The organism is Streptomyces sp. NPDC002788, assembly GCF_053592115.1.
In genome coordinates this window covers 26,930-39,954 of sequence record NZ_JBSFVB010000006.1, presented here as the reverse complement: position 1 = coordinate 39,954, position 13,025 = coordinate 26,930, and the positions used below count along the sequence as shown (strand labels likewise).

Below are 13,025 nucleotides of genomic sequence, written 5' to 3'. Positions count from 1 at the left end.
ATGCTTTCCGGCCCACCACGCGGCCGGGCTGACACCGACCGGGCCGTCGCCGCTGCAACGACCACACCCTCGCCGGCGCCCGCGCCCACTCCCGGCGCCGGGAGTGGGCGCGGGGCCGAGTAAGGAAACCAAGCGGCCCCTTGAGCGAACGACAGAAGAGCGACCGGCACGGACGGGGCCCTGGGCCGCCCATCTCTTCGGGAGAGAAGCCACGGACCTTTCCGCTGAAAGACGTCGCCCGGCGAGACCGTTCCTGACGACGCCATGCCGGCCACCCCACGGCGGTGCGGAAGTGGAGTACGAACTCCTGCGAGTGGTGCGCCCACTTTCATGTCGAGCGCGTGGCGCCGTGGTTCTGATGGGGAGACAGGTGACACCTGAGCCGGCCAGTGTGGAAATCGGCTTGTGACTTTCGGCTGCATGACCAAGGCTTACCCGCGATGATGCCGTTGACCGAGATCGATCGACTGAAGCAGACCGTGTCCGAAACGTGGGACAGCCCGGTAGCCGACCAGGTCGCCGCCCAGTGGGGTTACCCGGCCGGCACTGCCAGGTGGTGGCGCTCCAGCGCCTCCCATGTTTTTGTGCTCCCCGACCACGGCCGACGGCGCTATCTGCGGTTCGTGCCCGGCTCGTATCGCGGCGCCAAGCCCCTGACTGCGGTGGCTGAGCTGATGGCACGGCTCAACGACGGCGGCTCGGCGGTGGTGCGGCCGGTCCCCGCCGAGTCCGGAGCCCTGACCGTGACCGTGGCAACCGGGCTCGGTGTCATGCACGCCATGGTGGTCGAACCGGCTCCCGGCGAGGAAGTCGACGTCACCGAACTCACCGAATCGCAAGCCCGGCACTGGGGGCAGACACTGGCGCAGCTGCACCGCGATGCCGCCGGGCTCGGTGCCGGGCTGCCCGAATCCTTCAGCGAGCTTCCGGACATAGGCGAACTGTTGGCGGACGACACAACCTTGGCCGAGGCGACGGCGAGGCTGGCCGACTTGACGAGCGACCTGCCACGCACCCAGGACTGCTGGGGTGTGGTGCACGGTGACTTCGAGCTGGACAACATGGCCTGGGAAGACGGCCGGCCGATCGCCTACGACTTCGACGAGGTCGCCGTCTCCTGGTACGCCGCCGATATCGCCTACGCCGTGCGCGACTTGACCGACCACACCGGCCGGCCCGCAACCGGGCACCGGGCGCGGTTCGACGCGTTCCTCGACGGATACCGCAGCGTGCGCCGGTTCGACGACGAGGACTTTGCGCGCCTGCCGCTGTTTGCCGGCCTGCAGGCTGCGGCTTCTCTCGTGCGCATCACACGCGCGCTGGGCGAACCATCTGAGGACCAACCAGAATGGCTGGCCGAGCTGCGCAACGATCTGACAGACATGGCCCGCACCCACCGGCAACTCGTGATCGACATCGCCAGGGAAGTGGGCCGGGGGACCCGGTAAGGGCATCGCGGCAGTCAGGCGGTCAGCGAGCAACGAAGCCCTTCCGCCCGGAGGCCATCCTCTGCTCGAAATGCTCCGCGCGCTCCCCAGCCGCCGGCCCACCGTCAGTGGAACCGCCACCGGGGCGAGGCGCCTCGCCGGCCGGCGGCAGCTGCCCACGCCCTGACGGGCTTTCCTGCAGAGTCGTGATGGGATCTTGGTGTCGGACCGCGACGACCAGAAGCAGGACCCCGGGAAGATACGAAGGACACTCACGCCGACGGCGGCACTGGTTGCCGCTGTGCTTCCGACGGGGTGCGGCAGCAGCGAGGACACAGCAGACGATGCCAACTCCAGCGGCGGTAAGGCGACGGCGTCCCAGAGCGAGTCGCCGGCGGCCGGGGGACGGGCGAGGCACACAGTAACGCTTCAGGTCACCGGCTCAGGCACGACGAGGATCGGCTACGACATCTCCAGTAACGACTTCTCGAAGCAGAAGCTGCCCTGGACGAAAACCGAGACCGTTGAATGGTTCCACTCGGCCGAACCGTCTCCGGCTCGCCCGTAGGCCGGGCACCGGGGGTGACGGCCATACGCGCGGCGCCGCGGCACAGCCAGGGCGCCGCGCCCTTTGTCGATCACGAAGCCCGGAAATGTCGGTGAGACGTAACACCGCTGCGGGGTGGGCGGAGTGCGGCTACTCCGCGGGTTCGGCGATCAGCGCCGTACCGATCTTGCGAAAGCCGAGTCGGGCGTAGATCTGCGCGATGTCGTCGTCACCTGCCGACAGGAAGACGGTTTCCGCTCCCCGCGATCGGGCGTCGACTACCAGTGCCGCGGTGACCGCGAGCGCGAGACCGCGACGGCGAGCTGTGGGGAGCGTTCCGACGCCGACGATCTCGCTGATTCCCGCGAGCGGTTGGTGCTGGCCCGCGGACAGTACCGAGCCGTGCTCGACAGCTGCGGCGACCACCGTCAGACCTGCCCGGATACGCACGATCGCGCGTTTCAGTTGGGCAGTGGTCAGGGCCTCAGTGCCTGTTCGGTCGTGGCGTGGCACGGGATCAGGGTGTCGATGCCGACCAGTTGCAGGACGCGCAGGACGGAGTGCTGAGCACCGGCGATGCGCACCCACCCTTGTGCGCCGCTCACCTGCTGGTGGGCGGCGACGAAGACGTTGATGCCGCTGGAGTCCATGAAGGTCACACCGCTGAGATCCGCGACGATCCGAGGCGGCACTGCCCCGTCTTCGACCAGCAGGGCTTCGCTGAGTACGTCCTGGACGTCGTGGTCGATCTCGCCTCGCAGGGTCACGACGCGGATGCCCTCGACCACACGGTGCTCGGCGAAGAGCCGGTCCGGCCGGTCCGCTTGTTCGATGTGGGCCACTGTCTCCTCAGCTGCGATCTAGGCTTGCTCGGTCAGGACGTGTGAAGGGGATTCTGCCCCACTGTTCCGGCCGGATGCACCCACGGGGCGGTTTCGAGCACCGTCCGTGCGGCATGCAGGGCGGCATAGGGGGTATGTGCGCGCGTGTACGGGGGAGTGAGGGTGAGGTCAGTGGAATCTGATGCCGGCGGTGACGCCTGCGCGCTACCGGGTGAGGACCTGGTGCGCACCGGGTATGCCCTGCACGGAGACGACGGCTGCATCGCCGACGCCCGCCATCACGCTGCCGCCTTCCTCGACCAGGCCGGCAACGATCATCACCTGCCCGTTTCCGCTCGTGTGAAGGACCTCACACAGCTGGTTGTCAGCGAGCTGGTCACCAACGCCCGCAAGTACGCCTCCGGCCCGGTTCTGATGGAGCTGCGCCTCACCGCCCGTGTCGTGGAGATCGTCGTGTGGGACAGCGATCCCACGCTCCCCGCGGCCCGGCCCGCCGATCCCGGCAGGATCGGCCAGCACGGCCTGGAGATCGTCAAGGCCGTCACCGAGGACTTGTTCATGGAACAGGAGCCGGTCGGGAAGCGCATCACGGCCCGCATCGCTGTGTGCGACACACCCAGCGACACCGCTGCCGGCAGCCGCCGGACCTGACGGCCGCCGACTGTTCCGGTGCAGTTCTCATGCGCAGAGAAGAGTCGCGTAGAAAAGTGAAGTGGGCGGGTGAGGAAGGCCCGGTTGTGGGCGAGGGATCGAGCGCCGGCGCCGGTGATGCTCGCACGCGAGGCCGGGCGGTCTCGGAACCTCCCCCCACCGACCCGGTGCCCTTGCCGTGACCAGGCAAGAAAGCCACAAGAGGTGATGTCCCGGAAACTCGGGGAAAAAGGTGCGGCAACCGATGGGAGGTTGTCGTGGAGCGTGGGGATCTGGAACTGGGCCGTCTGCTGGCCGCTGCGGAGGCGGCGCCGCCTGGTGACTCCGCCAACGTGGTAGCACACGACCTGCACAAGCGATTCGGTGCGGAGCGTGTGTCCTTCCTGTTCGCCGACCTCATCGGTCAGCGGCTGGTACGGCTGGCCGCGGCCGGGGACGAACTCGCGGGCCATGCTGGGCCGATCGACCTGCGGGGCAGCGTCTACGACAGCGTCCTGCAGAGCCAGCGCCAGCATGTGGAACCCGACGGCCAGGGCGGACGGCGCGTCATCACACCGGTCACCAACCGCGGCGACTGCATCGGCCTCCTGGAGGCGACCCTGCAGTCCGCCGACGACACCGTGCTTCGACAGGTCCGCGAAGCCGCACACGCGCTGGCCTACATCATCGTCACGGACCGCCGCTTCACCGATCTGTACCACCTCGGCCGGCGCACCACCGAGACCAGTCTGGCCGCGGAGATCCAGCATCAGTTGCTTCCCTCGGCCCCCTGCTGCGAGGCGCCCCAGTTCACCCTCGCAGCCGGGCTGATCCCGGCCGACGACATCGGGGGCGACACCTACGACTACACCCTCGATCGCGACACCCTGCACCTGTCCATCACCGACGCCATGGGCCACGACACGAACTCCGCCCTGCTGGCCACATTGCTGGTCGGCGCACTGCGGCGGGCGCGCCGCAGTGGCTGTGACGCCCTCAAGCAAGCCCACCACGCCCACCAGGCCCTGCTGAGTCAAAGCCGCGGCCTGGCCACCGGACAGTTGCTGTGCGTCGACCTCGAAACAGGCCTGTGCGAATTGGTCAACGCCGGCCACCCCTGGCCACTGCGGCTGCGGGACGGCACCGTCGAAGAGGTCAAACTCGCCGTCAACCTGCCGTTCGGCGTGGCGGCGCCCACCTCCTACCGCGTACAGGAACTGCAACTGCGCCCGGGTGACCGCCTGATCCTGCTCACCGACGGGATGCAGGAGCGCGGTGCCGCAGCGGCCGACCTGGCCTCGGTCGTTCACGACACCCGCGCGCTGCATCCAAGAGAAGCCGTACGAAGCCTGACCGCCGCGGTCCTTGACGCCTGCCACGGCAACCTCAAGGACGACGCCACGGTCCTGATACTGGACTGGCACGGCAGTCATCGCCGACCCGCCCCGTTCAGACCGGGCCCGCAATGATGATGACCGCGGTGACCGCACCGCACCGAGGCACGCACGGGACTCACAGAGCAGAGCCCGAGCGAGGTCGAGGTCAAACCGCAGGAGCCTCGAAGCTGACCATTGCCATGGCGTGGCGTCGTACATATGCCTTATGAATCCGGCGTGCCGCGTGACCAGTGGCTCAAGCGGGTCCCGGCGGGTGTGCGTGGTGGCGGACGACCGTGATGTGCCGGTCGGTGCCGGGGTTCTCGAGTTCGTCGACCACGGCGACAGCCAGGTCCTCGGCACTGATCCACGACCTGCCGTCGGCGGCGGTGAGCAAGGTGTCGGCGCCGCGGCGGTAGCGGCCGGTGCGTTCGCCGGGTTCGAGCAGGGCCGGCGGGCTCAGGTACACCCAGTCCGCGTCGGCGTGGGCATGACAGGCCCGCAGTTGGGCGACACCGGCGATGGCGACGGCCCGGTACTCGGAGGGCACATAGGTGGGGTTGTCGGCGACCAGCACATCCCGGTCGCCGGGGCTGCGCAGGGCACCGGCGCCACCGACCACGAGGACGCGCAACCCGTGCTGGGCGGCGACGTCGAGTACGGTACGGGTCGCGCCGACCAGGAACTCCTCGTTGGCCGGAAAGGTCCGGACCGTGACCACGACGGCGTCCGGGGCGGCGCCCTGAGCAGCCGAGCCGGCAAACGCCTCGCGCAGGGCGTGCGGGTCGCTCGCGTCGACCGCGACCGGCGTCACGTTCGGCGCCTCGCTGGCGGGCGTTCGGGACAGGGCGAGCACCCGGTGCCCGCGCGCACCAGCCTCGTCGATCACCCGACTGCCCACCATGCCGGTCGCACCGAGCACCGCGATCGTCCTGAGGGTCGTCATCGAAGAACCCATCTCCATCGAACCTGTCGTCATCGGACCCGCTCCCGACGGCTGTGGTCTCGCGCGGTCCTGCCGCGTCCGACGCGCTCGCGCAGGCTCCGGGAGCTGAACTGTGCGGCCAGCAAAGCGGCCAGGGCGAGAAGGAAGCCGACGGTCTGCGGCAGGCTCAGCGACTCGCCCAGGCCGATCCCGACGCCGGTCGCGACCAGCGGAGACAGCAGTACCAGCGGTGCGGACGCGCCGACCGGCAGCTTCCCGATCCCGCGGAACCACAGGGTGTGCGCGATGAGCCCGCCCACACTGCCGAGCCACAGGTACCCGCCGACCGCTCCGGCATCGATCCGCTGAGGCACCCCTTCGACAGCGAGGGAGATCGGGAGCAACAGCAGGCCACCGGCCGTCAGTTGCCAGCCCGCCAGGGTCAGCGCACCGGTTCCCGAGGGGCGGCCCCAGCGCTTCATGAGGACGATCCCGCCGGCCATGGCGGCCGTACCGCCGAGGCCGGCGAGCACCCCCACGGCATCCAGCCGGGCGTTCGGCCCGAGCACGACGAGACCCACTCCGGCCACGCCGATCACTCCCCAGGACCATCGCCAGGCCGAAGACCGGTCGCGGAGCACCGCGATGGCAAGCCCGGCGACCAGCAGCGGCTGGGCAGCGCCGAGGGTGGCGGCGACACCCCCCGGGAGTCGCTCGGCCGCCAGGAACAACAGTGGGTACAGGGCGCCGATGTTGAGCACGCCCAGAACGGCGGCCTTCCACCACCACTCTCCGCGCGGGAGCACCCGCGTGATCGCCAGCCCGGCCAGCCCGGCGGGCAGGGCACGCATCAGCCCCGAGAACAACGGATGCCCGGCCGGCAGCAGTTCGGTGGTCACGGCGTACGTGGTGCCCCAGGACACGGGGGCCAGGGCGGTCAGTGCGACGGTGGCCGCCTGCTGTGCGTGAGTGGTCCGTAACGAGCCCGGTGGAGCCCCGGTCAAGGTCTGCATGTCAGGAAGTCTCAGCCAGACCGGCCATGAATCCAACGCATGCTTGTCATGGCAGCTATGAAGAAGAACGATGGCCATGTGGATCTCCAGCAGATGCGATACGTGGTCGCCCTCGCCGAAACCCGAAATTTCACCCGCGCCGCGGAGCGCTGCTCCGTGGTGCAGTCGTCGCTGAGTCACCGGATCGCCGGTCTTGAACGGGAGTTGGGGATCAAGCTGTTCGCCCGATCCAGCCGCCGCGTCGAGCTGACCAGCGCTGGAGCCGCCTTTGTCGCCGCTGCGGGCGAGTGCCTGGCCGCTGCCGACCGCGCGGTCGCCGACGCCGCCGCCGCGACCGGCGTGGTACGCGGTCGGCTTGCCGTCGGCGTGATCGTGACCACCGCTGCCGTCGACGTACCCGAGTTGCTCCAGCGGTACCGAGCCAGGCACCCGGACGTCCGCGTCTCCCTCCGTTCGGGACGCAGCGACGAACTGGCCGCGGCCATCCGCAACGGCGACCTGGACATCGCCTTCCTCGGCTTGCCGGAAGACGAACGGCCTTCCGGGGTGGAGACGCTCGTCCTCGATCACGACCGGCACGTACTGGTGGTGCCGACCGGTCACCGGCTCGCGGGCGCGTCCCGGGTCACGTTGCAGGAGATCGCCGAGGAGACGTTCGTGGACTTCGTGGCCGGGACACCTGCCCGGGCCCAGTCCGACCGGGCGTTCACCGCCGCCGGCCTGGTCCGCGACGTCGCGTACGAGGCCGGCGTCGTGGAGCTGATGACTCGCCTCGTCGCCCGGGGACTGGGCATCGCGTTGATGCCGTCGGCGTTCATCCGCCCGCTGGCCGCCCGAGATCCGGAACTGGCGCTGGTCCCGGTGGCCGACGGCCCGCGTCGAGTCGAGTGCCTGGTGTGGAGCCGGTTCAACCCCAGCCCGGCGACCCGGGCCATGCTCGGCGTCCTCGGAGTCGGAGCACCGGCATAGCGCAGGCACCCGGCGTCGGCCTCGACGAAGGCGGCCCGGGCGGCACCAGGAGGACATCGAGGGCGCGTCGGCCGGTCCGTGGGGGAGGCGAGGCCCGGTAGGTGTCACGAGCTGGGGGCACGTTCATCCTGTGCAGGATTGACGGCACGATGAGGGGGTATCCGCGCGGCGACGTCGGCTGCACTCGGCCGGCAGTGACGGTTGGCTTCGGTGGGAGGGGTATGCCATGGCGCTCATGAGCATGACGGTGACGGATACGCGGGCGCGCGAGTTGCCGGAGGTCGCCGATCCCTCTCGCATGGCGCCGAAGGACGCCCGTGAGCTGTCCAGGCTGTTCTTCGACCAGCTCGCGGTGCTGGAGGAGGGCACGCCCGAGTACCAGTACGCGCGGAACACGCTGATCGAGATGAACATGTCCCTGGTCCGCTTCGCGGCCGGCCGGTTCCGCAGCCGGGGGCCGGAGGAGATGGAGGACATCGTCCAGGTCGGCATGATCGGCCTGATCAAGGCGATAGACCGGTTCGACCTCTCCCGGGAGGTGGAGTTCACCTCCTTCGCCGTCCCTTACATCGTGGGTGAGATCAAGCGGTTCTTCCGCGACACCACCTGGGCCGTGCACGTGCCCCGCCGCCTGCAGGAAGCCCGTGTCCAGCTCGCGCGCGCCACGGAGGAGCTGCGCAGCCGTCTGGGGCGCACCCCGACAGTGAAGGAGCTGTCGGAGCTGATGAGCCTTCCCGAGGAAGAGGTACGCGAGGCTCGCGTCGCCGCGAACGGCTACAACTCCTCTTCTCTGGACGCCACCATCAGCGGCAGCGAGGACGGCGAAGCGGCGCTGCAGGACTTCATCGGAGCCGAGGATTAGAGTCTGGAGCTGGTGGAGGACTTCCACGCCCTGGCTCCGCTGATCGCCGAACTCGGCGACCGGGACCGGCAGATCATCCACATGCGGTTCGTCGAGGAACTCACCCAGGCCCAGATCGGCGAACGTCTGGGCGTCTCGCAGATGCAAGTCTCCCGACTCCTGTCGCGCACCCTGGCCCGGTTGCGGGAAGGCATGCTCACCGAACGCTGAGGGGGCGCCCCGAGCGGGGTGGGCGCGGGGGACGCACGTCCCGCGCCGGGCACGGATTTCGAGCGCCGCGGTGAGCAGGTGGCATCGGAGGTGTGCAAGTGCCGACGCGGCATCCGCCGGTGGTGGTGAGCCTGTGCCACCAGCGCCCGCGCGACCGCACCCCTCGAAGCGACGGCGCTCGCGCTGTCGTCCATCGGCGGTCGAGGGGTACGGCGTTCAGCAGCGGACCTCCGCAGGGCCGATCCGTCACCACCGTCCCTCGCGCCGGAGGTCGCGACGCCAGGCGTCGCCGCGGGCTGCCCGGATAGCCCACCGGCGGTCAGCCGTCAGCCGTCAGCCGTGGCCCACACCCGCACTCATGCCGGCGATCGTGTGGGCCCTGATGTCGAAGTGCGGTCCTTCAGCGAAGCGAGTCACTGTGGCGCGGACGTGATCCTGGGCCGGCTGGACCAGGCCGTCGTACACCCCGACGCAGACTTCCCGCGCCTGTGACCGGGGCCAGTCGTGCGGCAGCAGCCCGATGGGAAGCAACGGGTCCAGAATGGGGAAGTGCCGGTAGGCGTGCATGATCTCGGTCCGGGCCCGTACGGCGTCAGCACCGGTGACGCCGCCGGCGCCGATACGAGGAAGCAAGGTGCTCCAACGGCTGATGAAAGCCTGGTACTGCTCGGCGATGCCGGGCAGGTCCCATGCTTCGACCGGGTTGCGGTTGGCCTCCGTTTCGAGATCCTCCTGCCGCGCGCGGAACACACTCACCGCTCCCCGCGCCAGGTCGGCCAGCTCGATCCGCCCCTTGGGGGTCAGGGGGTGCGGCGACACCCAGACTGCGTCGTACAGCGGTGCGAATCCGCGCCAGCGCAGCGCGGTGCGCAGCGCGCGCCGCCGCGTGCTTTCCGCTTCCGGGACGGAGAAGGCGATCAGTGTCCACCATCCGTCCCATGAGTCGGGTTGCGTGGTGAACGTGGCGATCGAGCTGCCGCCGCTCCACAGGTCGGCAGCGGCCTCCGGTGTCAGCCGGTAGGAGCTGTGCCGCCCGTGGCGGCTGCCCTCCAGCACCCCTCGACGCGCCAGCCTGCTGATCGTCGTACGGGCGGCGCCCGCGGCCACTTGGAACTCGCCGAGCAGCGCCACGATCGCCGCCGACGGCAACCACGCCCGGACGGGGAATGTGTAGTCGGCGATCAAGGTCACCGCGAGTCCCGGCGGTGACACGGTGCTCTGCCAGGCGGGTGACCGCACGGGGCCTGCGCCGTCACCTTCTTCGGAGAAGATCTCCTCGAGGTTGGACAGGTTCGGCAAGGTCGGCTCCGACGCGGTCGACAACGGCGGCACCACTGTAACGGCTGCGAGATCGCCGGGCCGGAGCTTCTACGGGGGCTCCCTTCCCCTCGGCTGGCCACCACCCCAACAGGGCCGGAACCGGGATGACCAGCCCGGGGGCGAGCGATGGGTGGCTGCCCGGCCCGACTTCTGCGAGCGTGCCACCCACGCCCTGCAGGTCCGTGACACCCGTCGGTCCGCCGCCCTGTTCCCAGGGCGGCGTGCGTCTGATCAGCTCACGCTCGTGGAAGACCTGGACTCACTCTCGGACCTCACTCCCGGGTGGGCGCTCATTGGCCGGCGACCGCACATCCTGCCGAGCGAGGGCCGACCGGTTTTCACGGTGCGTCCTCGGGAGCTGTCGGCTATGGCGGCCATGTACTGGGCGATGCGCGCGCCGCCCTCGACCGGGCGCAGGACGGTGCCGACCATGCCGCCGCCGTCGGCGGTCGTCACGGCGGCCGGGTCGAGAAGGCCGACGAGGCCTGCGATGTCCTTGGTCTCCCATGCCTCTTTGACGTGCCTCACCACGTCGGGTCTGAGTGTGCTGGCGCCGGCCCGGCGTCCCTGGCGTTCCGCACCACCCGTTCCCCACGGAACTCGGCGAAGGTGCCGTCCGCTTCTTGACCTGGCCCCGGTGTCCATTCTCTGGTCAAGCCCGCTTACCTCGTGGCCAGGTCGCCCGCTGGTAGTGGAGGAACGAGGTGGGCGACGCACGGTCGTCCGCCGCCTTTACCGGAGGACGGGGGCTGTCCAGGGCGGCTCCGGCTCCGGTGCACAGCAGCCGCAGTGTGATCATTTCACCGCGGTTGCCCCCTCCGGCCGGGCGAAGGCGAGGATGTCGGGGACCGCTTCGCGCAGGCTCGCGAAGTGACGATGCACTCCGGCCACCGGAGCCACGGTGTTGACTCCCCACACCGTCATGCCGGCCCGCAGCCCTGCCGCGACTCCGGACGGGGCATCCTCGATGACCAGGCAGTCCTCGGGCCGGGCACCGAGCTGCTCGGCGGCCAGCAGGTAGGGCACGGGGGAGGGCTTCCCTTCGTCCACTGCGGCGGCGTCCACGACGACGCGCGGTACCGGCAGGCCCGTCCGAGCAAATCGTCCGCGCACCCGGTGCTCGTAGTTGGAGGTCACGAGCGCCCAGGCCTCCGGCGGCAGGGTGCCCAGCAGCTGCGACGCGCCGTCAAAGGCCGCGTAGACGCCGGACCGTACGTCCTCGTCCTCCAGTTCGTGCAGCGCCGCCAGGCACTGGCTCGGATCCTGGTCCGGAGCCACTTTCGCGAAGGTCTCCAACGGTCGCGTCCGCAGGGCCACCCGATAGACCTCAGCCGAGTCCAGCCCGTATCGACCTGCCCATGTCGCCCAGACCCGGCGCTGGTTGTTCACGGCATCGATCAACGTGCCGTCGACATCGAAGAGAACGCGCTTCCTGGGGCCGGGCTGCACGAGCTCACTGGTCACGCCGTGATCATGTCACGAGGCCCTGAAGGTCACGCGGGACGGCGCTCGAGAGCGTGGCTCTTCGACCCACACCGCCCTCTCCGGACCAGAGCCGACAGAGCTGATACCAGAAGGAGACGTTTGTTCGGGCGGGATCGGCGCACCCGATGAACTGACACATCCCTTATACGACGAAGCGGAGACGCACCATGGGCATCATTGCTTGGATCATCATCGGGCTGCTCGCCGGCGCCATCGCCAAGGCCCTGATGCCGGGCAAGGACCCCGGCGGCATCGTGATCACCATGCTCATCGGTATCGCCGGCGGTCTGCTCGGCGGCTGGCTCGGCAAGGTCATCTTCGGCGTCGACTCCATCGACGGGTTCTTCCACCTCTCCACCTGGATCGCCGCGATCATCGGCTCCCTCATTCTGCTCGGCCTCTACCGCCTCGTCACCGGCAACCGGCACTCGCACCGTCACGCATGACCCGTTGAAGGCACACGCCTCCGGACGCACTGGACGGCTCCCTCTCCTGATCGCAGGAGAGGGAGCCGTCAGCATGTACGGGCAGCGCGGTCCGGGGCGCCGCCCGGGACGTCCCCCGCCGGTGCCTTACTCAGCGCCTTAGGCGCGATACTCCCGCGCTACTCCGAGATCATCGCCAGCGCGAGCAAGAAGCGGCCCGAGGCCGCGCCGGCCCCTCATACGGGACAGCGTCGCCCTTGACGGTGACGGACACGTCATTGCCGAGGCGCGCCACCGGGCGGCGGATTTCCTCACCCGCGTCCGGGCCGAGCACGGCCTGCCGGTGTCCGCTCGAGCGGTGGACCTGACTCAGCTGGTGGTCAGCGAGCTGGTCACCAACGCCCCTAAGTACGCTCCCGGGCCGGTGCTGATGGAGCTGCGCATCTCCGGCGACGTGGTGGAAGTGATCGTGTGGGACAGTGATCCGGTCCTGCCGGTGGCCCTGGCAGCCGACGCGGGCAGAGTCGGGCAGCACGGTCTGGAGATCGTCATGGCCGTCGCCCAGGGCTTCGAGGTCCATCGGGAGCCGGTCGGTAAGCGCATCACCGTACGCCTCGCCCTGCCCGACGATCCCGGCGGGGACGTCGCCGGACTCCGCCCCCGGTAGCAGCCGGCGCTCCGGCCGAGAGGCTCGTGCTCGGCCGGAGTCAGTGCAGCAGGGAGAACTTCTCGGTGATCGGGTCCAGCGCATCGCGCTGCGCGAGGGCGATCCGCATCCCGATGCGGGCCAGTTGCCGGCCCAGGCACAGGCGGATGCCGTGGCCGAAGGCCAGGTGCCCGCCCTCCTGCCGGTGGAGGCCGAGCACGTCGGGATCGGTGAAGCGCTCGGGGTCGCGGTCGGCGGTGTTGTACGACAGGACGACCGTCGTGCCGGCCTCGATGGCCTGGCCGCCCACCTCGGCGTCCACGTGTGTGCCTCGCCTGTCGTGCGGGC

12 protein-coding genes and 3 pseudogenes are annotated in these 13,025 nt (G+C 69.7%); 7 read left to right on the top strand and 8 right to left on the bottom strand.

What is annotated here, in order from left to right; genetic code table 11:
• Positions 1 to 443 precede the first annotated feature (443 nt).
• Positions 444 to 1,448 (top strand): phosphotransferase enzyme family protein, encoded by a 1,005-nt coding sequence (locus tag ACWD1U_RS13200; protein WP_451107522.1) that lies wholly within the window; start codon positions 444 to 446, stop codon positions 1,446 to 1,448.
• 676 nt (positions 1,449 to 2,124) lie between these two features.
• On the opposite strand, the gene ACWD1U_RS13195 is transcribed toward ACWD1U_RS13200, so the two are convergent.
• Positions 2,125 to 2,487 (bottom strand): GNAT family N-acetyltransferase, encoded by a 363-nt coding sequence (locus tag ACWD1U_RS13195; RefSeq protein WP_451107073.1) that lies wholly within the window; start codon positions 2,485 to 2,487, stop codon positions 2,125 to 2,127.
• Positions 2,451 to 2,816, bottom strand: a complete 366-nt coding sequence (locus ACWD1U_RS13190) for an STAS domain-containing protein (RefSeq protein WP_451107071.1) — start codon at positions 2,814 to 2,816, stop codon at positions 2,451 to 2,453. Before ACWD1U_RS13190 ends, ACWD1U_RS13195 begins: the two co-directional genes overlap by 37 nt.
• Before the next feature lie 171 nt (positions 2,817 to 2,987).
• On the opposite strand from ACWD1U_RS13190, the gene ACWD1U_RS13185 reads away from it, so the two are divergent.
• Complete coding sequence (locus ACWD1U_RS13185) at positions 2,988 to 3,467, top strand: ATP-binding protein (RefSeq protein ID WP_451107070.1); 480 nt, start codon at positions 2,988 to 2,990, stop codon at positions 3,465 to 3,467.
• Between the two features lie 257 nt (positions 3,468 to 3,724).
• A complete protein-coding gene (locus ACWD1U_RS13180; RefSeq protein ID WP_451107068.1) occupies positions 3,725 to 4,915 on the top strand; it encodes a PP2C family protein-serine/threonine phosphatase in 1,191 nt (396 codons plus the stop codon).
• A gap of 163 nt (positions 4,916 to 5,078) precedes the next feature.
• Here the strand turns inward: ACWD1U_RS13180 and ACWD1U_RS13175 are convergent, their stop codons facing one another.
• Positions 5,079 to 5,768 (bottom strand): NAD(P)-dependent oxidoreductase, encoded by a 690-nt coding sequence (locus ACWD1U_RS13175; protein ID WP_451107066.1) that lies wholly within the window; start codon positions 5,766 to 5,768, stop codon positions 5,079 to 5,081.
• 29 nt (positions 5,769 to 5,797) lie between these two features.
• Positions 5,798 to 6,760: an EamA family transporter gene (locus ACWD1U_RS13170; RefSeq protein ID WP_451107064.1), complete on the bottom strand. Its 963-nt coding sequence runs from the start codon at positions 6,758 to 6,760 to the stop codon at positions 5,798 to 5,800.
• 78 nt (positions 6,761 to 6,838) lie between these two features.
• On the opposite strand from ACWD1U_RS13170, the gene ACWD1U_RS13165 reads away from it, so the two are divergent.
• Together ACWD1U_RS13165 and ACWD1U_RS13160 are read left to right on the top strand one after the other, a co-directional pair.
• Entirely contained in the window at positions 6,839 to 7,729 is an 891-nt protein-coding gene (locus ACWD1U_RS13165; RefSeq protein ID WP_451107520.1) for a LysR family transcriptional regulator, read from the top strand.
• A 226-nt stretch (positions 7,730 to 7,955) separates the two neighbouring features.
• Positions 7,956 to 8,801: pseudogene (locus ACWD1U_RS13160) on the top strand (RNA polymerase sigma factor SigF).
• A gap of 333 nt (positions 8,802 to 9,134) precedes the next feature.
• On the opposite strand, the gene ACWD1U_RS13155 reads toward ACWD1U_RS13160, so the two are convergent.
• From ACWD1U_RS13155 to ACWD1U_RS13145, 3 genes and pseudogenes are all read right to left on the bottom strand, one after another.
• Positions 9,135 to 10,133 carry a PaaX family transcriptional regulator gene (locus ACWD1U_RS13155; RefSeq protein WP_451107063.1) on the bottom strand — a complete coding sequence of 333 codons (999 nt, stop codon included), beginning with the start codon at positions 10,131 to 10,133 and terminating at the stop codon, positions 9,135 to 9,137.
• 336 nt (positions 10,134 to 10,469) lie between these two features.
• Positions 10,470 to 10,661: pseudogene (locus ACWD1U_RS13150) on the bottom strand (RNA polymerase subunit sigma-24); the annotation flags it as partial.
• 255 nt (positions 10,662 to 10,916) lie between these two features.
• Positions 10,917 to 11,585 (bottom strand): HAD-IA family hydrolase, encoded by a 669-nt coding sequence (locus ACWD1U_RS13145; protein WP_451107061.1) that lies wholly within the window; start codon positions 11,583 to 11,585, stop codon positions 10,917 to 10,919.
• 188 nt (positions 11,586 to 11,773) lie between these two features.
• On the opposite strand from ACWD1U_RS13145, the gene ACWD1U_RS13140 reads away from it, so the two are divergent.
• Both ACWD1U_RS13140 and ACWD1U_RS13135 read left to right on the top strand, forming a co-directional pair.
• Positions 11,774 to 12,052, top strand: coding sequence for a GlsB/YeaQ/YmgE family stress response membrane protein (locus ACWD1U_RS13140; protein WP_451107059.1), 279 nt, complete (start codon positions 11,774 to 11,776; stop codon positions 12,050 to 12,052).
• Positions 12,053 to 12,269: 217 nt separating this feature from the next.
• A complete protein-coding gene (locus ACWD1U_RS13135; protein ID WP_451107518.1) occupies positions 12,270 to 12,698 on the top strand; it encodes an ATP-binding protein in 429 nt (142 codons plus the stop codon).
• 97 nt (positions 12,699 to 12,795) lie between these two features.
• Here ACWD1U_RS13135 and ACWD1U_RS13130 read toward each other — a convergent pair.
• Positions 12,796 to 12,999, bottom strand: a pseudogene (locus ACWD1U_RS13130) (cytochrome P450); the annotation flags it as partial.
• Between the last annotated feature and the right edge of the window lie 26 nt (positions 13,000 to 13,025).